General features: G+C 57.6%; 18 protein-coding genes, 1 tRNA gene and 1 pseudogene. 10 read left to right on the top strand and 10 right to left on the bottom strand.

Annotated features, from left to right (window positions below):
- The first annotated feature begins 16 nt into the window (after window positions 1-16).
- The 6 genes and pseudogenes from tssM to OC605_RS11350 form a co-directional block, all read left to right on the top strand.
- On the top strand, window positions 17-3,628 hold the full coding sequence (tssM, locus tag OC605_RS11375; RefSeq protein WP_262137150.1) for a type VI secretion system membrane subunit TssM: 3,612 nt from the start codon (window positions 17-19) through the stop codon (window positions 3,626-3,628).
- A gap of 118 nt (window positions 3,629-3,746) precedes the next feature.
- Window positions 3,747-5,072, top strand: coding sequence for a hypothetical protein (locus OC605_RS11370; protein WP_262137149.1), 1,326 nt, complete (start codon window positions 3,747-3,749; stop codon window positions 5,070-5,072).
- Between the two features lie 95 nt (window positions 5,073-5,167).
- Window positions 5,168-6,193, top strand: coding sequence for a GlxA family transcriptional regulator (locus OC605_RS11365; protein ID WP_071172615.1), 1,026 nt, complete (start codon window positions 5,168-5,170; stop codon window positions 6,191-6,193).
- Between the two features lie 230 nt (window positions 6,194-6,423).
- A protein-coding gene (locus OC605_RS11360; protein WP_410055989.1) for an IS3 family transposase occupies window positions 6,424-7,565 on the top strand; the annotation gives its coding sequence in 2 pieces (ribosomal slippage) (window positions 6,424-6,685 and window positions 6,685-7,565; 1,143 coding nt in all).
- Window positions 7,566-7,880: 315 nt separating this feature from the next.
- Window positions 7,881-10,691: an Ig-like domain-containing protein gene (locus OC605_RS11355; RefSeq protein WP_262137144.1), complete on the top strand. Its 2,811-nt coding sequence runs from the start codon at window positions 7,881-7,883 to the stop codon at window positions 10,689-10,691.
- 382 nt (window positions 10,692-11,073) lie between these two features.
- Window positions 11,074-11,549, top strand: a pseudogene (locus OC605_RS11350) (LysR family transcriptional regulator); the annotation flags it as partial.
- Window positions 11,550-11,625: 76 nt separating this feature from the next.
- Here the strand turns inward: OC605_RS11350 and OC605_RS11345 are convergent.
- A complete protein-coding gene (locus tag OC605_RS11345; protein ID WP_262137143.1) occupies window positions 11,626-12,660 on the bottom strand; it encodes an alpha/beta fold hydrolase in 1,035 nt (344 codons plus the stop codon).
- A 307-nt stretch (window positions 12,661-12,967) separates the two neighbouring features.
- Here OC605_RS11345 and OC605_RS11340 point away from each other — a divergent pair.
- Window positions 12,968-13,042: transfer RNA gene (locus OC605_RS11340), tRNA-Gln, on the top strand.
- A gap of 113 nt (window positions 13,043-13,155) precedes the next feature.
- Here the strand turns inward: OC605_RS11340 and OC605_RS11335 are convergent.
- The 3 genes from OC605_RS11335 to gstA form a co-directional block, all read right to left on the bottom strand.
- Entirely contained in the window at window positions 13,156-15,144 is a 1,989-nt protein-coding gene (locus OC605_RS11335) for a peptidase U32 family protein (protein ID WP_262137141.1), read from the bottom strand.
- Between the two features lie 258 nt (window positions 15,145-15,402).
- Window positions 15,403-15,783, bottom strand: a complete 381-nt coding sequence (locus OC605_RS11330) for a RidA family protein (RefSeq protein ID WP_024013136.1) — start codon at window positions 15,781-15,783, stop codon at window positions 15,403-15,405.
- 72 nt (window positions 15,784-15,855) lie between these two features.
- A complete protein-coding gene (gene gstA, locus OC605_RS11325; RefSeq protein ID WP_262137139.1) occupies window positions 15,856-16,467 on the bottom strand; it encodes a glutathione transferase GstA in 612 nt (203 codons plus the stop codon).
- A 108-nt stretch (window positions 16,468-16,575) separates the two neighbouring features.
- On the opposite strand from gstA, the gene OC605_RS11320 reads away from it, so the two are divergent.
- Window positions 16,576-17,469: a transcriptional regulator GcvA gene (locus OC605_RS11320; RefSeq protein WP_262137137.1), complete on the top strand. Its 894-nt coding sequence runs from the start codon at window positions 16,576-16,578 to the stop codon at window positions 17,467-17,469.
- Window positions 17,470-17,592: 123 nt separating this feature from the next.
- Window positions 17,593-18,006, top strand: a complete 414-nt coding sequence (locus OC605_RS11315; protein ID WP_186569126.1) for a cupin domain-containing protein — start codon at window positions 17,593-17,595, stop codon at window positions 18,004-18,006.
- A 12-nt stretch (window positions 18,007-18,018) separates the two neighbouring features.
- Here OC605_RS11315 and OC605_RS11310 read toward each other — a convergent pair whose 3' ends face one another.
- From OC605_RS11310 to OC605_RS11290, 5 genes are all read right to left on the bottom strand, one after another.
- The gene (locus OC605_RS11310) at window positions 18,019-18,270 is read right to left on the bottom strand and encodes a hypothetical protein (RefSeq protein ID WP_122602898.1); all 252 of its coding nucleotides are present in this window, start codon (window positions 18,268-18,270) and stop codon (window positions 18,019-18,021) included.
- On the bottom strand, window positions 18,267-18,524 hold the full coding sequence (locus OC605_RS11305) for a DUF6555 family protein (protein WP_016774941.1): 258 nt from the start codon (window positions 18,522-18,524) through the stop codon (window positions 18,267-18,269). Before OC605_RS11305 ends, OC605_RS11310 begins: the two co-directional genes overlap by 4 nt.
- Window positions 18,525-18,732: 208 nt before the next feature.
- The gene (locus tag OC605_RS11300) at window positions 18,733-19,284 is read right to left on the bottom strand and encodes an ATP-dependent Clp protease proteolytic subunit (protein ID WP_073476696.1); all 552 of its coding nucleotides are present in this window, start codon (window positions 19,282-19,284) and stop codon (window positions 18,733-18,735) included.
- A 97-nt stretch (window positions 19,285-19,381) separates the two neighbouring features.
- Entirely contained in the window at window positions 19,382-19,729 is a 348-nt protein-coding gene (locus tag OC605_RS11295; RefSeq protein WP_029241506.1) for a general stress protein, read from the bottom strand.
- A gap of 465 nt (window positions 19,730-20,194) precedes the next feature.
- Window positions 20,195-20,371, bottom strand: coding sequence for a general stress protein (locus OC605_RS11290; protein WP_039764047.1), 177 nt, complete (start codon window positions 20,369-20,371; stop codon window positions 20,195-20,197).
- A 326-nt stretch (window positions 20,372-20,697) separates the two neighbouring features.
- Here OC605_RS11290 and OC605_RS11285 point away from each other — a divergent pair, with 326 nt between their 5' ends.
- A complete protein-coding gene (locus OC605_RS11285; RefSeq protein ID WP_133336327.1) occupies window positions 20,698-20,865 on the top strand; it encodes a general stress protein in 168 nt (55 codons plus the stop codon).
- Between the two features lie 66 nt (window positions 20,866-20,931).
- Here OC605_RS11285 and OC605_RS11280 read toward each other — a convergent pair whose 3' ends face one another.
- Window positions 20,932-21,162, bottom strand: coding sequence for a hypothetical protein (locus OC605_RS11280; protein ID WP_016774936.1), 231 nt, complete (start codon window positions 21,160-21,162; stop codon window positions 20,932-20,934).
- Window positions 21,163-21,235 lie beyond the last annotated feature (73 nt).

Here is a 21,235-nt window from a genome sequence, read left to right as displayed (position 1 = left end):
ACGCAAGGAGCGATTCATGAAGACGGTCTGGAGTTACCTCAAACGCTGGGGCCTGCCGGTGCTGCGTCAGTTCAACCAGGCGGTGCCGGTATTGGTGCTGCTGGGCGTGGTGTTTTTGTTGGTCGCCATCTGGTGGCTGGGCCCGCCGTGGACCTGGCGTGAGCATCAGCCGCTGAGTGAACTGGCGATGCGCGTTTCGGCCAGTGTCGTGGTGCTGGTGGTGCCGTTGCTGGTCTGGGCGTGGCGGGTGCGTAGTCGTTTACAGCGCTTGCAGGTTGAGCGCCAGCATGAGGCTGCGCTGCAGGCTGACCCTTGCCTTCCTTATATCGAGGCGCAAGAGCGAGCACTGGACCGTAGCCTGGGCAATTTGCTGAACAATATGGAGCGCCGCCGTTCGCTCTATCAGTTGCCGTGGTATCTGGTGCTGGGCGAGGAAAATGCCGGCAAGACCAGCCTGATCACGCGTTCCAATCAGAGCTTCGCTTTGTCCCATGTGACCAAGGCGGGGGTCAGGATCGATCAGGAAGAACAACTGGCCTATTCGGTGGATTGGTGGATTGGCGACGAAGCAGTTTTGATCGACCCTCCGGGCGAGTTCCTCAGTCACCCCGATTCACCGGCTGAAAACAGCGAGCAGCGCGGCAGGGTCAAACCGGTACTGCCCGCTGGCACTCACCCGCGTCTTTGGTCGCACCTGCTCGGCTGGCTGACGCGCAACCGCAGCCGTCGAACGTTGAATGGTGTGGTGCTGGTGATCGATGTGCAGGTGTTGTTGGCGCAGCGCCCGGAACAACGCAAGGCTCACGCCAACTTGCTGCGCACCCGATTGTTTGAGCTGACGCGGCAGCTGGGTACGCGCTTGCCGGTATACGTGACGCTGAGCAAGTTCGACCTGCTGGAGGGGTTCGAAGAGTTCTTCGCCCGCTTGTCGCGCAGTGGGCGTGAAGACCTCTTGGGTTTCACTTTCAGTCTGGACGCCGTGGATGATTTTGATGCTTGGCTAGCCGAGCTGACCCGCCAATATCAAACCTTTGTCGCCTGCCTGAGCGAACAGATTTTCGATGGTATGGGTGAATCGCGCACCTTGATCGAACGTGATCGTCTGCTGGCGTTGGCGCAGCAGATGGCCGGGCTGCGCCCGGCTCTGTTCGGCTTCCTCAGTGAAATGCTTGGCAGTGATCGCTTCACTACGCCGGCGCTGGTGCGCGGGCTGTATTTCTCTTCGGTATTGCAGCAGGGAACCCTGAGTAATGCCTTCGTCAAAGAGGCAGGGCAAGCCTACCGGCTGCCACCACCGCCACCCGAGGTCAAACCTGTCGGTGGTACAGCGGTGTACTTTGCCCAGCAACTGTTCCAGCGTGTGATCTACCCCGAAGCAGGTCTGGCGGGTGACAACATCACGGTGGCCCGTAGCAAACGTCGGCTGCTGATCGCCGGGTTCAGTGTCGCGTCACTGGGGTGTCTGGTGATCATCGGGACCTGGCAGTTGTACTTCAACGTCAACCGTGACAAGGCGGCCAGCGTCTTGGCCAAGAGTCAGGAATTCAGTGGCCGAGACATCGACGCCAAGGTCGATACCACCGGCCGTAACCTGCTGGTGCCGTTGGACCAGATTCGGGATGCGGTGCTGGTGTACGGCGACTACCGCGAGGCTTGGCCGTTGCTGTCGGATATGGGGCTGTATCAGGGGAGGGCAATCGGTCCGACGGTGGATGAGGCCTATCTCAATCTGTTGTCCAAACGCTTCCTGCCGGCGATTGCCAGCGGTGTGCTGGACGTCATCGACACCGCGCCGGCCGGCAGCAATCAACAACTGGCGGCCTTGCGTGTCTACCGCATGCTCGAAGAGCGGCAAAATCGTCGACCGGCCATTGTCCAAGAGTGGGTTGCCAAACGGTGGCAACGTGCCTATCCAGGTCAGGGCCAGTTGCAGGCCGACTTGATGGGCCACCTTGGCTACGCCTTGAAATACGCCGACGCCGACCTGCCGCACTATCGTGAACGCATTGACCAGGTGCAGCAGCAACTGCGCCAGTTGCCCATGGCCGAACGGGTCTATATGAGCCTGAAACAGGATGCCCTGGAGCGTTTGCATCGCCCGCTGGACCTGCGCCACGAGGTCGGCCCGGCGTTCGACATCGTCTACCGCCCGCTCACCTCTGATAAGGAGGGCAGCGGCCTGCAGTTACCGCCGCTGCTCACGGCCAAGGGCTTCAGGAGCTACTTCGAGCCCGGCACCGCGGACCTTATCGAACTGGCCATGATCGACCAGTGGGTACTCGGCGAACGCCAACGTCTGGACTACTCCGACGAAGACCGTAAAGTGCTGACCCAACGCATCCGCGCCCTCTACAGTGCCGACTACATCGACAGTTGGCGACGGGCGCTGAATCAGTTCGCGGTCACCGACTTCGATGACCTCAGTCACGGCGTGGCGGTACTGGAGCAAGTCACCGGCCCGGCCGCGCCATTGCGGCGTTTGCTGGAAACCTTGCGCGACAACAGCGTGATCTATCCATCGGTACCCTTGACCGAAGGACAGGCGCCGCTTGCGCTGGACAAGGTCTCGGACGGCCAACAACAGGCAGCAGGAATTCGGCGCGCGTTCTCCAGTCTCTCGGAACTGATCACCGCAAGGGGCGAGCAGCCATCCTATTACGAAGAAGCTCTGCGCACGGTCAGCGCCGTCTATGACTACGCCAAAGCCGTGCATGACAATCCGGATCCCGGCAAGGCGGCGCTGAAAACCGTACTCAACCGCTTCTCCCTGGACGGTGCTGACCCGATTGCCAATTTGCAACGCGTCGCGGTGGGCCTGCCCGAGCCGCTGAACCAGCACGTCAAAAAACTCGCCGATCAGACTGCACAGGTACTGGTGATTGCCGCCCTGCGCGAATTGGAAAAACGTTGGGACAGTGAGATTTACAGCTTTTACCGCGAGCGCCTGGCGAACCGTTACCCTTTCAAGGCCAGTGGTGAGGACGCTTCGCTGGAAGACTTCGAAGCTTTCTTCGGCCCTCAGGGTCGCCTGCAGCAATTCCATGATCAGTACCTGAACGTGTTCCTCAAGGACAACCTCGACGCCCTGTATTCCGACAGCCTCGGCGGCTATCTGGTGCGCAGCGACGTGCTTGAACAACTGAAAAAAGCCGAGCGCATCCGCGACACCTTCTTCAACCATCGCGGCCACCTGGCCGTACAACTGACCATCGAACCCCTTGCCCTGAGCGCCACCCGCCTGAGCAGCATGCTCAGCGTCGACGGCCAATTGATCCCCTACCAGCACGGCGCGCCGCAACGAACCGGACTGGTCTGGCCCAACAGCCTTGGCAACAGCAATGGCAGCCAACTGACCCTGGTGCACAGCACCGGCAATACCGCCAGCCTGAGTTATCGCGGGCCGTGGTCGTTGTTTCGATTGCTCAGTCGCGGGCACCTCAATGGCCGAACCGACACCAGCGTCGACCTGACCTTTTCAGTCGCCGAAGGGTTGATGCGTTATCGGATTGGCGCGCAGAAGGCCAACAACCCGATTACTCAGCGCAGTTTTGAAGGGTTTGCGTTGCCCAGGACCTTGTTGGAAGAGCGCCACGCGCCTCGAACTGGCGACAGTGTTGCGCAACGCTGAGGCACGTAGTCGATCCGCAAAATCGGCGGATGGCGAGATCAATTCTCCAGGAATTCAACAGGACGCTTGGCATGACAATTAGCTACAACTACTGACCGAAGACCCTATAGAAATCGAGTTGATCCAGCGCTACTGGGCAATGGATGAGTCAGGACAGTTCCGTGAAAAAGTGAGTGCGTTAGGTGAGGTTGTGCAGCTGCCTCAGGGCGTCACTCTGGCTGCCTTCATACGTCAACGTTGCAATGCGTTCGATGAAAACCAGATATGCCCTCAATGTGAGGAACTGGTTGAAGTTCGCAACCGCTCGCAGGCCTGCAAAAGTGCACTGCGCTCGACGACGCTCTGCACTCGCTGCCGGAAAGAGCGGGATGCGCTGGCACTGGAGGCTGAAAAAACCAAAGCGGCGGAACTCGTGTCGGTTCTCGCAGAATATCGCCGCACGCAGGCCTGCCATGTGGTGGATTATTCCGCGATTACGGACGCGCAGGTGCTCTTGCTGTCAGCGCTGGACAAAGCGGTCACGCCCAGGTTGACCAATGCGGGGTTTACGCTCGCTGATTGTCGAGGGCTGGCACCTCGGTACTTCGATGAATTCGTGGAGACCTTGAAGAGCGCGGGCTTGCTTCTGGAGGACCCGTCGAAAGCAAAACCTGGAACGTATTACTGGAATGGTGATGAGGTTTGGCAGATCAGCGCGCAGGTGGCTTACCTGTTGATGCCCGGCTCTGCGGGGGTAAACGCAAACGAGGTGATCCGCTCTTTGTCAGCGCGGGTCTATACGGACCGCGACGGTATTTTCAACCTGTGGCTTGATTACGCCGTTGCCGCTGTCATGTGCTACCTGGGTGACCAATGCAAGTGGTATGGCCATGAACTCGGCGAGCAAGAGTGGGACGAGATAAAGAGCACGCTGCGTGCAGCCTTGCACACCTACAGTGTTTCCCAGCTCTGGTTCGTTGCGTGGAAGGTTGTCAAAGACGCCGCCAGTCTGGCCAGCCACCAATACTACAATCGCGTGAAAGCAGCAGCGACGATTCCGGGAAAGATCAGACGTTACCTGGAAAGGGTCAAACGAGAGTCTATCGAACTCAGGTACTGGAGCCGACCGGAGCAGCAACCGGGAGGGACATTGGGCATGTTGTTTGACGAGGTATTCGACATTGACGAAGACACCAGCGGCGTCGCTGCGACCTTGCGCATTGCCCGTGCCACCGGTCAGGAACATGCAGATGAAATTGACGCCCAATTGTGCGCGCCGATACGGGATTTGATGATCGATGCGTTGGCGCTGGATGCCGGCACTTCAGTGATGCTCCGGTTCGCCGAGTTGATCCGTGCCGGTTATGACGTTGGTTGTGCGGTAGAGGAAATCGGCGATTCTCTGCAACGTGAGCATGCGGACGATCATTCCGCGCAATCTTCGAGTGCTGGTCAACAGTCGTAAATGCGCGTGCCGTACCCTGCGTAACCAGTCATCAACCCCGAGCGAGATTGACTCTTGCGCAGAACCGGCCAACTATCGCCGCATAACAACGACCGATGGACCCGACCTTGATTGAACGACGTCAATTCAGCGGTGGCATGAAGGGCAAGAACCTTCGCTATCTGAATGAACAGAACCCCGATAACACCGGCGTAACCCGCACCGGTTTCCTCTTGCTTGAACACTTTTCACTCCCGGCCTTCACCCAGGCGCTGGACACGGTAGTCACCACCAACCTGTTGCGCCCGGGACTGTTCTCGTCGCGCACTTTCGGCCTGGGCGATGGCGAGGTGATCAGCGATCTGGGCCTGGTCATCCGCCCCGATGCGCGCCTGGATTCTGCTGCGCTTAACGAGCTGGATCTGCTGGTGGTATGCGGCGGTTATCGCACCGAGCTGCGCGCCAGCGATGAATTCATCGGCTTGCTCAAGTCCGCAGCGGAGCGGGGCGTGAGCCTGGCGGGATTGTGGAACGGTTCGTGGTTTCTCGGCCGCGCCGGTTTGCTCGACGGCTATCGCTGCTCGATCCACCCGGAACATCGCCCGGCACTGACCGAAATCGCCAAGAGCACCCATGTCAGCAGCGAACCCTACGTCATTGATCGCGACCGACTCACCGCATCGAGCCCATCCGGGGCATTCCACATGGCGCTGGACTGGATCAAGGGCCTGCACGGCAAGGCGTTGGTCGAAGGTATCGAAGACATCCTCGCCTTCGAAGAGTCGCGCTACCGGCGCATCAAACCGGATGAAAACATCTGCGTCAGCGCGCCGCTGCGTGAAGTGATCAAGCTGATGGACGCCAACCTCGAAGAACCGTTGGAGCTGGAACAACTGGCGGTCTACGCCGGCCGCTCACGGCGCCAGCTCGAGCGCTTGTTCAAGGAACAACTGGGCACCACGCCGCAGCGCTATTACCTGGAACTGCGCATCACCGAAGCACGGCGCCTGCTGCAACACACCGAGCTGTCGCAGGTGGAAGTGCTGGTGGCGTGTGGTTTCGTTTCACCGAGCCATTTCAGCAAGTGCTATAGCTCGTACTTTGGTTATCGGCCTTCGAAGGAGAAGCGGCTGGTCAAATAAAACCAGCCGGTGCAGCCCTCAAAACCCTCACCCCAGCCCTCTCCCAGAGGGAGAGGGAGCCGACCGAGGTGTCTTGCGCTGTACATCGACCTGAAAGATGGATGTCGATTATGGATTCACTACAGCGCTTTCAGGTTGGCGTGACTCTTAGGCATCCCCCAATTGATCTGGCCTAATGATTCTGGACACTTCTAAAGGGCGATAATCTACGCCCATAGACGAGGTGTAATTTGACCAGACGATATTTTTCGACAGATTTCAAACGGGATGCGGCTTGCCTGGTTTTGGATAAAGACTATTCGGTGAGTGAAGCCTGCGAAGCAATGGGCGTGGGCCCTACAGCTCTGCGCCGCTGGGTTGAGCAACTGCGTGCGGAGCGCAGCGGCAAGACGCCTGAGAAGTCCAAGGCCATGACCGTTGACCAACAACGCATCCAGGAACTGGAAGCAACAATTCGACGGATTGAGCGCGAGAAGGAAATTTTAAAAAAGGCTACAGCTCTCTTGATGTCGGATTCCCTCGATCGGTAAGGCTGGTTGAGGAATTAAGCGAGCAGTATTCAAGATCCGAGTTGTGCGGCGTATTTGGAATCAATCGCAGCAGTTATTACGAACGTTTGAAAAAGCGGGCAAAAGTGGATAACGAGCGTAATCGCCTAAAGATTAAAGCTACTGAATTACATGAGCAAAGTCGTGGATCAATGGGCGCGCGCAGCTTGGCAAAGGCGTTGTGTAACGAAAAAGAGTCGGTGGGTCGTTACATGGCTCGTAGCCTGATGCGCGAGCTCGGGTTGAAGAGCCAGCAACGGCGCAGGCATCGTTACAAACCCATCGGTGCGGAGGCGCAATACGCCCCCAATCATTTGAAGCGTAAATTCAATGTCGAGGCCCCCAATCGAGTGTGGTGTGGCGACGTGACTTACATTTGGGCCGGTACTTACTGGGTTTATCTGGCTGCTGTACTTGATCTGCATGCCCGGCGCATCGTCGGCTGGGCGATGTCCAGAAGTCCGGATTCAGCTCTGACCTGTCGAGCGTTAAAGATGGCTTTCGAGTCGCGAGGACGCCCTGAAAACCTAATGTTCCATTCGGATCAGGGCTGTCATTACAGCAGTAAAGTATTTCGTCAAATGCTGACTGACATGCGCATAAAACAAAGCATGAGTCGACGAGGAAACTGCTGGGATAACGCCCCGATGGAGCGTTTCTTTAGCAGTTTGAAATCCGAATGGATACCCAAGGCTGGCTACCGAAACGAAGATGAGGCTAGTACCGATGTGTTGCGCTACCTGACCCATTATTACAATCGGATCAGGCTGCACAGTCACAACGGATATCGAACTCCGGTAGCAATGGAAGCCTTGGCAGCATGAGAAATGACCTAAAACCTATAACCGTGTCCAGTATCGTTTGACCAGATCAAATCAGTTCCCTCTCCCTCCGGGAGAGGGCTAGGGTGAGGGGCCTTTGAAGGCGTAGAAAATCCTTTATGCAGAACAGCACGCGCCCCTGATTCAGAGCAAACGTGCCGGATACAAAACCCAAATCTGTAACAAACAGCCAATCGACCGTCCGTCGCATAAGTGCCTGCAACTGTCAGGTATGACAGTAGCCAACTTTAGCTCCTGAGTATCTGATATCCCATTCCCGGCCAGCACTCCCACGGCCGCTTACCAGGAAGGTGTTGCATGGCAAGAAAAAGAAAGCATCTTACGGGTCGAAGCACGCTCTCGCTGCTGCCCGCCAGAATCCGTTTGGCCACAAATGGTGTGATTCCTGACGAGCCACCGCCGGCGGGTGTGCCTGTGCAGGGCGTGCCGCTGGGAATCTTCAAGGAACTCTCGCGCAAGGGGAGGAGCGCGCCGGGCGTTGAGGTGCTGATCGACCCCATCTTCGAGGCTGATAAATGGAATGAAATCCGACTTTTTATAAACGGAGTCCAGAGCGGTGTCCCGCAGAATGATCTGGATCGAACAATAATCTTCAACGTATTTCAGACCGAGTTTCGCGACAACATCACCAACGTCATCAAGTACGTAATAAGAAACGTCGCCGGCAACGAGAACGAATCCACCGAACTGTGGGCCCTTTACAGCGCCAATCGCCCGGGCGGCAACATACCCGGCACAGGCCCCCACCCTGGATTGATTATCAGCCTGCCTGAGGAACTCGGTGATCCGCCCCTGATCGACAAGGAAAGCGCCAACGCGGGTGTGTATGCAACGCAAACCTATTCGCACATGAAAGCCCACGACAAGATCACTCTGGAAATGGGCAACGAGCGTTTCGACTTCAAAGTAAAACCCGGCGAAGTTGGCCAATCGGTGAAAACGTTGATCGAGCGACACATGTTCGACCTGGTCGGCAGCCAGAAAAATTGCTCCTTCCGATATACCGTGACCGATCAATTGCTCAATACCACCGATGCTCGACGCTGGTCGGATTACATCTACGCGAATATCGATCTGGAACGCGTGGCGCTGACCGAGCCCATTCTGCGTGAAGACCGCAGCGACACCGGAGACGATCCCAAAACCGTGGATCTGGCCAAACTCGCCGCGGGACCGTTGCTGGTGATTATTGTGCCGAAGGATACGATATATCAGAAGGACGATTACATACGGGTGGTCTTCCGTTCGAGCCATATGGACAGAGAGTTCGAATATTTCGGCACCATCACAGTCGACGACTTCGGGCTGCTGCAGCCGTGCATTGTTGAGGTGCCCAACAGCAACATCGTGCTCGACAGTGACTTGACGGTGACCTTCGAACTTCATCGGCCGCAGGGAACTGTCATCGGTTACTCCAGGTCCGCAACAGCCAAAGTCATAGGCGTTGCGGTACCAGACCTGGAAGCACCGTCGATCAAGGAGGCTGATGGCAACAGCCTCGATCCGCTCAAGGCCAAGGATGCACTGACCGCAGTCATTCCCGCCTACGACAACATGGTCGGCACCTATCTGGAAGTGAGCTGGATCGGCACGGCTGGCGGCGGCAGCCACACCACCACGCCAGTCCTCGTGACCGCGCAAGGAGATCAGGAAGTCGCGCTGCCCAACACGGTGGTGGCCCTGAATCTGAACAAGCCAGTCAATGTGATCTATAAGGTGATCCGTAACGGCTCGCCCAAGGACTCCAAGCCGTTGGTTCTCGCAGTGCAACCGATCGCGGATGGGGACCCTGCAATGGGGCGGCCCCTGATTGTTGAGGCCGCTAATGGCGGTGACGGGTCGGAATTTGATGTTAATCAGTTGACCAAAGACGCCACTATTCGGGTGAACATCTGGCCGTTGATTGCGCTGGCGCAGTACGTATGGTTGCGAGTGTTTGGCACTTACAGCAATGGAGACGAATACACCCAGACGTTCTGGCAGCCGCTGAGCGGACAGACCAACCAGACCTGGATCAACCAGGGCTACTACCCACAATCGATCACGCTCGCCACCCTGAAGAATCTGAAGGATGGCAGTGAGTTGGTCGTGGAGTTCAAGGTTGGGCTGGGTGGCAGTCAGGTGGAAACGGAGGCGGTGACTTTGCAGGGAAGAAGGTACACGGTCAAAGCCTTGGTGGAACTGAGGCCGGTAATCACCTCGGCGAAAGGCTCGCCGAGTGGTGCGGATATACCGGAAGGTGGAGCGACAATAGAACCTTCCGTAGTCCTGGGAGGTACGGCATCCCAATATCAACAAATCCGGCTTTATGATGGTTTGATTGCGGTGGAAGCCGCTGTCGATGTGGACGCTAATGGTGACTGGAATCGACAATTAGATGGCCTGTCCCCCACACCGCACCGTTTTACTGCCAAAGCGCTGTACGGTACCGGCCAGGTATCAGAACCTAGAACTTTAACGGTGAACGCGCCCCTGGTTATCGAGCCATCGGTGATGGTATTGGATGGCTTTGCACTTCAGCCTCCAGCCGGTCTGACCGTTAGGCCAGGCTACGATTTTCCAGGCAACACCGCAGTCCGACTTCCTTCCGGTGGTATTGCACCGTTTAGCTATACCAGCAGCCAAACGAACATAGCGACAGTCGACTTGAACGGAAAAGTCGCGGGTATAAGCAATGGGCAGACCACCATTGTCGTCACCGACGCTACGCAGTCCAGGGCGAGCTATCGCGTGCAAGTGAGCAATGTTTTCAGATTTGTTCGTGAAACTTCGCATATACCCTCCAACCAACTCACATCCGTTTGGTGGCAATCGCGTGGGTGGGGCACTCTAACAAGCGATATGGTCGAAAAAATGAATATGAAGTATAACAATCTTAGTGATTTTTTTGCCTTGGTGTATTGGCCAGATGGCATCTCTCGACATATTACAGGCGCGGCAATTGGGCCGATCGTAGTTGCGAATCCGTTGTATAACTCTATAATCCCTTTGGTCACCACCAACGGGGGCAATTTTCATGTAAGGGAATACGGTGCGTACAACTACACCCCTGCCGGAGGAGGGCCTGGATATTTCCGCATGATTGCTTGGGGGCTTGTAGCAACTTAAGCGTAGTCCGTTGACCGAGTTCAATGTTTGCAGTTTTCCGTCATCGGCTTAAGCGCCTCACAAGGGGACGCCATAAACAAACCCCGCTCGAGTGCATGTGCGCTCGGGTGTTAGGCGTTGAAACTATGGAGCTGGTTTCATTCTTCCCGAAGGATTGAGGTGCGGCGCGGAGTAGCTGACGGCGGCGGGTACTGCGGTTTGCGCCTGAGCGCTGCCGACGTCAGTTTTTTTCGAATTAGCTAAGCGACGAATTAGATAATTGCCAGTTTCTGCAAGCTCGGGTACACGACGGGGTGAGGAGGTGTCAGGATATTTTTGTCCACCTCCAGTTTCACAATCGCAGCCCAGGCTGCGATTTTCGTATCCGCCCCCGAGGAATCCCATGGATCGCTTTCAGAAATGCAGATATTCGTTGTCGTTGCCCAGGAGCAGGGCTTTTCGGCGGCGTCGCGGCGGCTGGGTCTGTCGGCGGCGAGTGTTACGCGGGCGGTGGCGGCGCTGGAGCAGCACATTGGTACGCAACTGCTGGTGCGCACCACGCGTACTGTGCACCTGACCGAAGCCGGGCAGCGTTACTGCGATGACTGCCGGCGGATTCTTGCCGAGGTGCAGGAGGCCGAGGATTCGGCGGCGGGCAGCCATGCCTTGCCGCGCGGGCAGTTGACGATTACTGCGCCGGTGCTGTTCGGCGATCTTTTTGTTACGCCAGTCATGGCCGATTACCTGTGTCGTTATCCGGACGTGTCGATCAACGCGCTGTTGCTGGACCGGGTCGTCAACATGGTTGAGGAGGGCATCGACGTCGCGGTGCGCATCGGTGAGTTGCCGGACAGCAACCAGCATGCGATTCGCGTCGGCGTAATGCTTGAGCATCCCCCAATCGTTTCCTTTCTCCTCGGGAGAGGGCTAGTGAGGGGCCTTTGGGGCGGGTCTGTCAGAGGCGATCCGCATCAACCACGGCCTGTGCAAACGCCTTCGGATCCTCCTGCGGCAAATTGTGCCCAATCCCACCCTCAATCAACCTGAACTGATATTTCCCGGTAAAACGCTTGGCATAGTCCTCAGGCTTGGGATGTGGCGCACCATTGGCATCGCCTTCCAGGGTAATCGTCGGCACACTGATCGACGGTGCAGTCGCAAGCTTCTCTTCCAGCGCGGCATATTTCGCCTCGCCCTGCACCAGGCCCAGCCGCCAGCGGTAGTTGAACACGGTGATCTCGACGTGATCTGGGTTCTGCAATGCTTTGGCGCTACGGTCGAAGGTGGCGTCGTCGAACTTCCACTGCGGCGAAGCCAGTTGCCAGATCAGTTTGGCGAAGTCGTGAGTGTTCTTTTCATAGCCGGCGCGGCCGCGTTCGGTGGCGAAGTAGAACTGGTACCACCACTGCAATTCGGCTTTCGGCGGCAGTGGATTCTGCCCGGCGGCCTGATTGCCGATCAGGTAGCCGCTGACCGCCACCAGCGCCTTGACGCGCTCTGGCCACAGCGCTGCGACGATGCCCGCTGAACGCGCGCCCCAGTCGTAGCCGCCAAGCACTGCTTGCTTGATCTTCAGCGCGTCCATGAAGTCGATGACGTCGCTGGCCAATGCCGCCGGCTGGCCGTTGCGCAGAGTGGCTTTGGACAGGAATTGCGTGTCGCCATAACCCCGTGCATACGGCATCAGCACGCGGTAACCCTTGGCCGCCAGCAGTGGTGCGACTTCGTCATAGCTGTGAATGTCGTAGGGCCAGCCGTGCAGCAGAATCACCACCGGGCCATCGGCAGGACCGGTTTCGGCGTAAGCCACATCGAGCAAGCCTGCCTTGATGTGCTTCAGCGGGCCGAAAGGAGAGGGCGCGGAATAGCTGACGGCGGCCGGTTCAGTGGTTTGCGCCTGAGCGCTGCCGACGGCGCCGAGCAGTGACAGCGCCAAGACTGACAAACCAAGTGCGGCCTTGACTTTAGAGGTATGCAGAGCCTGTTTCATGCTGACGTCTCCTTTGCGAGCCTGTGGCCAAGGGGCTGGATGAACCCTTGAAACCCTGGGTGCATTGAAGCGTGGCGAGGTATCTGCTCTGTGTCGCCAGAGAGCGTTTTTGCATTGGGTTGTGTAGCAGCGGGGCGCGTACACAGTGTGATACATGGCGATGAAACGGTGAGTTTTCGCGCGAAAATAATAAGTGGCTGTTTTAAAACAAAAAATATTTCATCCCGGGCTTCCCAAACGAAATGAATGTTGTTAAATTGCGCCCCGTTCTCACAGCGATCCTAACGGAGCCGCTGACCAGAGCTACAGGGGCGTCGCCAAGCGGTAAGGCAGCAGGTTTTGATCCTGCCATGCGTTGGTTCGAATCCAGCCGCCCCTGCCATCTACGAAAAAACGCCAACTTCGCAAGAAGTTGGCGTTTTTTTATGCCTGCGATTTGCTCAGGCAGAGCGGCGCAGGCGTGCGCGGTACCGAAGCACCGCACACGCCGGTCACTCAGTGCGGTGCGCGCGGGATGGTTTTCATCAGGTCTTCAGGGCTGATGTGGCCGACCACGCTGCCCGGCTGCGGCAGGTTGAGGATGTGGCCCTTCATCTTGCCGATGATGTGCATCTCGCACGGCTTGCAATCGAACTTCAGCGTCAGCACTTCATCGCCGTGGATCAACTGCATCGGCGCGACCTTGGTACGCACACCGGTGACGCCCTTGGCCTGCTTCGGGCACAGGTTGAAGGAGAAACGCAGGCAGTGCTTGGTGATCATCACCGGCACTTCGCCCGGCTCTTCGTGAGCTTCGTACGCCGCGTCGATCAGCTTGACGCCGTGACGGTGGTAGAAGTCGCGCGCCTTGTGGTTGTAGACGTTGGCGAGGAAGGTCAGGTGCGAATCCGGGTACACCGGCGGCGGCGTGGTTTCGGCCTTGCGGCTGCCACGCGGATGCGCGGCGACACGTGCCGCAGTCAGCGCTTCGATGACTTCGCGGCGCAGCGACTTGAGCTGCGAGTTGGGAATGAAGAACGCTTGCGGCGCATCCAGCTTGATGTCAGTGGCGTGATACTGCGTGGTGCCGAGCTGGCCGAGCAGGTCGCGCAATTGCTCCAGCGCTTGCTCAGGCTTGTTGGCGACACCAAACGGCCCGTTGAGGGTGACACTGGCGCTGATGCCTTCCTCGCTGGTCGCGGTCACTTCCAGCTGTTCTTCGCGCAGACGAGCGATCCAGCTCAGGGCCACGCGACGTTCCGAAGAGGTCTTCTGCAGCGCCTGCTGCCAGTTGTGATCGAGGTTGCGATTCAGCGGGTGGTTCGGACGCAGCTTGAACAGGCCTTCAGGCATTTCGTTCGGCTCGACGCGGTAGCGATAGCGCTTCTCGCCGTCTTCTTCGAACTCGCCTTTGGCCTCGGCGATGTTGGCGCGGAAACCGACCACTTCGCGTTTGACCAGTACGTTCAGACCGTCACCATTGGACAGCGGCTCATGGGTGACGACCTGCATGTCACGCTTGCCGACTTTTTCCACCGTACCGACCGGCAGGCCGGTGAAGGTTGGCGAATCGAAGGCGCCGATGTCGATCTTGCGATCGGTCACGAAATAATCGGTGCTGCCACGGTGGAAAGTCTTTTCCGGGTCGGGCAGGAAGAAATGCACAGTACGGCCGCTGGAAGCGCGGGCCAGGTCCGGGCGATCCTCGAGCACGTCGTCGAGGCGCTGGCGGTAATAGGCGGTGATGTTCTTCACATAGCCCATGTCCTTGTAGCGACCTTCGATCTTGAACGAGCGCACGCCGGCCTCGACCAGTGCGCGGATGTTGGCGCTCTGGTTGTTGTCTTTCATCGACAGCAGGTGTTTTTCGTAGGCGATCACGCCACCCTTTTCATCCTTGAGGGTGTAGGGCAAGCGGCACGCCTGGGAGCAGTCGCCACGGTTGGCGCTGCGGCCGGTTTGCGCATGAGAGATGTTGCACTGGCCGGAGAAGGCCACGCACAGCGCACCGTGGATGAAGAACTCGATGGCGGCATCGGTTTCATCGGCGATGGCACGGATTTCTTTCAGGTTCAGCTCACGGGCCAACACCAACTGCGAGAAACCGGCCTGATCGAGGAACTTCGCTCGCTCCAGGGTGCGGATGTCGGTCTGGGTCGAGGCGTGCAGCTCGATCGGCGGAATGTCCAGCTCCATCACGCCCAGGTCTTGGACGATCAGCGCATCGACGCCAGCGTCATACAACTGATGGATCAGCTTGCGCGCCGGCTCCAGTTCGTTGTCGTGCAGGATGGTGTTGATGGTGGTGAAAATGCGCGCGTGGTAACGGCGGGCAAATTCGACCAGCTCAGCGATTTCGCTGACTTCGTTGCAGGCGTTGTGGCGTGCGCCGAAGCTCGGGCCGCCGATGTACACGGCATCAGCGCCATGCAGGATGGCCTCACGGGCGATGGCGACATCGCGGGCTGGGCTGAGCAATTCCAGGTGATGCTTGGGCAAGGACATAGTTTTTTAGTCAGGCGGTCACGGGCAAGGGGCGCATTCTACCCGTGAAACGCTTGGTGGGCACGTGTGTGCTGCCCGATGGTGGCTGGCGATTGGCAAAGATCGACAAGCTATTGTGTTGAATGTGCCGGCCTCTTCGCGAGCAGGCTCGCTCCCACAGGGTTAGCTCCGGGCCGGAATACATCCACTGTGGGAGCGAGCCTGCTCGCGAAAGCGGTGTGTCATCCGAAAATCATTGAGTGACATCCGCAAATTCGATCAGCCTTTCGCGGCCATCGCGGTCACTTCCACACGCATCCCTTCAACTGCCAGCGAGGCCACGCCTACCGCCGCCCGCACCGGCCAAGGCTTGGCGAAGTAGCGTTTGTACACTTCATTGAAAGCCCCGCGATCGCCCATGTCGGTGAGGTAAATGGTCAGGTGCAGCACCCGGTCCATCGAACTGCCGGCACGTTCCAGTGCGACTTTCAGCGCTTGCAGGGTGCACTCGCTCTGCTCGGTGATGCCGCCGAGTTCCAGGCTGCCATCGGCGCGGGTTGGAATCTGCGTGGAAACCATAATGCCGCCGAAGGTGGCAACGTCGGAGGAAATCGAATCGGTGTCGGGATCCGGCGTGAAGATGATGTCTTGATTGGCCATGGGCATCTCTTGTTTGAGTGAATGAAGATTGCGGCAGTTTACAGATTCCCTAAGGCCATGGCCCGCGCGCGTTCAGACTGGCAAAGTCGCTGCTTCCGCCGCGATGGCAGCAAGCACACTGGGCCGCGCGCCGATGCGTTGCATAGAGGTGGCCAGAGCTGGCCATTCGGCAATATCGATATCAAATGTCGGCAACCAGGTCAGCACCGTGAACAGATAGGCGTCGGCAATGCCGAAGGTGTCCATCAGATAGTTCTTACGATCCAATTGAAGATTCAGGTAATCCAGCCGTTCGAATAATCTCTGCCGAAAAACCGCTTTGACCGGTTGCGCAATTTCCGCGCTGAACAATGGCGCGCTGGCGGCATGAATCTCAGAGCTGATGAAGTTCAGGTGTTCCTGCAAACGTGCGCGCTGCCACGTACCGGCGGCAGGTGCCAAGTCGCTCCCGGGGACTTGATCGGCGAGAAACTGCAGGATCGCCGGGCCTTCAGTGAGCACTTCGCCGTTATCCAGTTGCAGCGCGGCCACGTAGCCTTTCGGATTGATCTCGCGGAAGTCACGGCCGTCAGCCGTGCGCTTGGTCTGGTTGTTGACGAGGATCATTTCGAACGGCAAGCCGAGTTCGCGCAGGACGATATGCGGGGCGAGCGAACAGGTCTTCGGTGCAAAGTAAAGTTTCATGGCATGTCCCTTGAAAGTGGAGGCGCCACGATCCACTGCGGGCAAAACTTTCGCAAAGGTCATTTGCAGTGCTAGCGTATGACAAATTCTCATGCGCTCCTTAGCCTTATGACTGCCAGACTTCCCTCCCTCAACGGCCTGCGCGCGTTCGAAGCGGCGGCTCGGCATATGAGCTTTACCACCGCTGCGACCGAGTTGAACGTCACGCAGACAGCAATCAGTCACCAGATCAGGCGCCTCGAAGCCGAGTTGGGCGTGGCATTGTTCCTGCGCCTCAAGGATGGCCTGGCGCTTAGCGAAGACGGGCAGGCCTACCTGCCGGGGGTGCGTTCTGCATTTCAAGCGTTGCGCCATTCGACGCAACAATTACTCGAGTCGCGCGGGTCCAGCGTATTGACCATCAGCACGCTGGTCTCGGTTGCGTCGAAATGGCTTTTGCCGCGCCTTCCGGCATTTCAGCAGGCGTTCCCGGACATCGATGTGCGCATCAGCGCCACTACCGATCTGGCGGATTTTCGCCGAGGAGGCATCGACGCGGCGATTCGCTACGGACGGGGCGACTGGAAAGGTCTGCGCGCGGACTTTCTCATGGCCGATGAGGTATTTCCCGCGTGCAGTCCAGCAGTGGCGACGACATTGCACACTCCGGAAAATCTGGCTAGTCACACGCTTGTACAAGTTAGCGGCCTCACCGCCAGCGACTGGCAGGCCTGGCTCAGCGCCGCCGGCCAGCCTGCGCAGTTGGCCGACGGCGCGAAGCTGACCTTCGATCTGGCGATGATGGCGGTGCAGGCGGCAATTGACGGGCAGGGCGTGTGCATCGGTCGTTCGACTTACGTAAACGACGATCTGCGTGCGGGTCGATTGGTCGCACCGTTCGACCTGCGCCTGCAGGATGATCTCGGTTTCTATCTGGTTACACCCCATGACACCGCTGAATCGCCAAAGATCAGCGCGTTCAGAGAATGGCTTGTGGCGGTGGCCAGCGACACGTTTGTATAAGCATGTATCAACCCCCAGCCGATACACACGGCAACACCAAACTGCGCCTTCGAGACACATCCGCCCTACATGCCGAGCCCAAAGTAGCCCTCACACCAACACTACGCTCAAGAGGGCATCACCATGTACCGTCCACTGTTTCTGGCTTCTGCCGTTGTCTTCGCCTCCCTGACAGGCTTTACCCATGCGGCGGATGCGCCGGCAACGAGCTGGCAGAAAGGTCTGAGCCGCACCGATCTGGTTCGTCAGGATCTCGGCGCTGACAATCGTGAGGTGATTCAGGCGCGTATCGATTTCGACGCTGGCGTCACCTCGCCTCGACATGCTCATCCCGGCGTCGAAGTCGCCTATGTCATCAGCGGCACGTTCGAGTATCAGCTCGAAGGGCGGGCGCCGGTGATACTCAAGGCCGGCGATTCGTTGTTCATTCCGGCGGGCGTCGCGCATGTGGCGAAGAACATTGGCAACGAGAAAGGCGTCGAACTGGCCACTTACGTCGTCCCGAAAGGCGAACTGCTGCTGATCCTCAAGCCATGAGGCGCCAGTCCGCTATTTCGAGCGCGGCTTGCTCATCGCGCGCTTGATGCGCATCCAGTCCTGATAGGCCGCCGTTCGTTTGGCGTCGGCCATAGCCTTGGCTTCGCTGAAACGGGCCCAGGCTTCAGGATTGTCCGTGTCGTTCTCGATGATTCTGTAAGCCGCTTCTTCGAGCAGATCGGCCTCGCGGAACATCGCGGCGTTCTCCGCCATCTCGTCATCCCATGAGCGGCCGAAACCGAATTTCAATGTGCGTTCTGTCATTTCACGTGATCCTCCTCCCAGACCAAAGGTACTGATTCTCGCCATTGCACCTCGGTCACGCCAAAGCGTTCCGCCATTGGTTTGGAAAAACGTTTCAACGGAGGTCGGCCGGGGCGGGGGATGGGCGCGATACCCGCGTCACAACTTGCCCATTGCCACGCTTCGGCATTGTTCATGGTTTTTGTGCGAATGACGAATGACCTGGGCTTCCCGTGAAGCAGGTAATCAATCACGTACAAATCCTCTCCGCTCATACATTTCCTCCGCCTGTTAAGAAGACGGATATCTGGCGAAATGAATAATTCAGAGAAATTGAAACGGGCGTGATGACCGGCTGATTGGGCGATTTGTAAATCTGTACGGCAGATCGATTCTGTACAACTTCGTCTGGAATTTTTGGCTGAATTGCCGGCTGATAAGCCAGGAACGCGCCCGCTACGACGCGTTATCAAGTGGGACGAGTCAGGAGTAGATACACGAGCAGACAAAGTCCGCGTGAACCTCGGTGTCTTCAATCGCCGTGATAAGGCCCGAATGCATGGCTTCTTCAGGGTTGATGATGCGCGGAGCTGCTGTCAGATATTTCTCTGTCTCCAACGCATTTTTTCCGTTGCTCGTACGCTCGGCGACGATCTGGGCGTAGAGGTGCAAGTCGTAATCCAGGCTCATGGCGTATTCCGACATGCGCGAGTGATCGACCGAACCTTGCAGGTGCCAATGAAATGGGTGAAACAGAAACTTGCTGTGGGTACAGGCGGTGCGGCGCTGGCCGGCCAGAAAGACAATGTTGCCCATCGACTCGACGGTTCCCAGATTATGGGTGTGTACCGGAATAGGCAGGGCCAACAGGAAGTTGTACATCGTGAAACCGTAACTGCATTCACCGCCCATGGTGGCGATGTTGACGATCAGTCTGGGTGCATCTTCCTTTACGGCGAGCGAGGCTTTATCGATCAATTGGCCGCAGGTCGAGGCGTTGATCGGGCCGGTGAAGTTGATGACATGAACAGGCATGGCGATTCCCTCGGCTGGTCAGGACTCCTAAGCAATAGCTGTAATTTCGCTTGAATGAAAGTGGGCAGGGGAGCCACGCTCCCCTGCACCCGACGCATCAACTGTTGCGCCCGCCACCATGGCTGTTTTGACCACCCTTGCGTCCGGCCTCAGAGGCTTTTTCCCGATCATTGGCGAAGTTGCCGCCGCTGTTCTGGCCCCCTTTGCTGCCGGCTTCTGCTGCGCGTTCCGGGTCGTTCTTGAAATTGCCTCCGCTGTTCTGACCGCCCTTGCTCCCGGCTTCAGCGGCACGTTCCGGATCGTTCTTGAAGTTACCGCCGCTGTTCTGGCCGCCCTTGCTACCGATTTCCTGATAAAACTCTTTGTCGTGCGAAGCTGAAGTGGCTTCCCCACCTTTTTTACCTGCTTCGTTTACCGACATGCCGCCTTGTTTATCTTGTGCCATTTCAAACTTCCTCATTTCTCTATATAGCAACTGGCGAATCAAGGATGCACAAACTGCGTGCCGTCGTCATTCGCAAAGTGCTGACTAGTTAGCTGATTGGTTTGCTCTATGGGTCTCGCTTGTCTTGTAACTACAAGTTTGACCGGTCTGCTAAGAAGAGCGCTCATAAGTGGGTTGTGTATTCGCAGTGCGGGAGTTCTCTGCATTAACAGTAAGTTCCCGGCGTTCATAACATTCCTGCTGAACGCTTTCCCTGTATCGTGGACTGATTTGCTGTCTTTCAACACAAGGGGACACAGGCGAAACATCCGACCTCGTCACTTGCGAACTGCGCGCTGCTTCGGGATACACTTCTGCTCCCTTGTTTCGTTGCACTTCGCCTCGTGCAGAAGCCGTTACCGTTCTCATGATTGCGCTCCATCAGCCGATTTCAAAGGGCAGCAGGGCTGCCCTTGTGCTGCTCACTCAGGACTTGCGACCACCACCGTGGCTGTTTTGACCACCTTTGCGGCCAGCCTCGGATGCCTTCTCACGGTCATTGGCGAAGTTACCGCCCGATGCCTGGCCGCCTTTCTTGCCAGCTTCAGACGCCTTCTCACGATCGTTCGCGAAGTTACCTGGATTTTTATTTCCTGTAGTCATGATAGCTCTCCGATATCAATTAACGTTTCGCTAGTTGTGTCCTTTGTTGCACCGGACATCTACTCCGATTACGAGCCGGCGGAGAATGTTTTGAAAATTTTTACTTAGGCCGATGAACGGTATGTTTGTGATGAAACTTATACAGGCTGGTGTTTATCTTGCCGCTTCGTATAAGTATTAAAGGTCGGGTTAGTCATAAAGCGGCGGCTGGATTTAATTGCCGTTTCGCTTGGCAGTCATAACCATTTGTCGGCGAGAAGTTGAACTGAAGTTTGTGCAATCTAGAGTCTGTGAAGTGTGACTACAACTCTGTGGAGGACAGGACCATGACCCATCATCACAAGGACCAACCATTCGCCGAGGATTCGCAAAAAATCAAGGAAGCCGGCAAGAAGGGCGGGAATTCAGTCAACGTGAAAGTCGACCGTGCGGAAAAGGCGCGCGTCGGCGGACAGCACAGCCACGGCGGTACGCGCACGGGCAAGGGGGACTGAGGCGCCGGGAAACCGATAACTGCCGTCCTCTCTGCGCCAACGCAGAGAGGACTTCTACGCTGACGCCTATCTGAACCGTGGCAATGGCCGGTCGATCGGTTTGAGCGTCGAGAGCGTATCGCGAATCAGCGGCGCATCTTTTTCGATGTCGTGCAGCCGGTCGCGAATGCGCAAAGCTGTCGGATGCCCGCCCTGATGATCGACCCAGTCGGCAATCTCTTTGCAGGCGGCTGCGAGGCGCGCCTGGCGGGCGTCGAGCAGGGTGAGGAGGGTGGTGATGGACTCTTTTTCGGACATGGAACACCTCCGTTCGCTGAAACGGCTGAGTTGCAACAAAAAGTCCGCGTGGCGCGAACCTTCAGATCAACTA

Origin of the sequence: Pseudomonas sp. Marseille-Q5117 (genome assembly GCF_946901175.1) — a bacterium.
Taxonomy (GTDB): Bacteria; Pseudomonadota; Gammaproteobacteria; order Pseudomonadales; family Pseudomonadaceae; genus Aquipseudomonas; species Aquipseudomonas iranensis.
The sequence above is the reverse complement of the archived record's forward strand: the minus strand, read 5'-3'. Positions and strand labels throughout refer to the sequence as shown.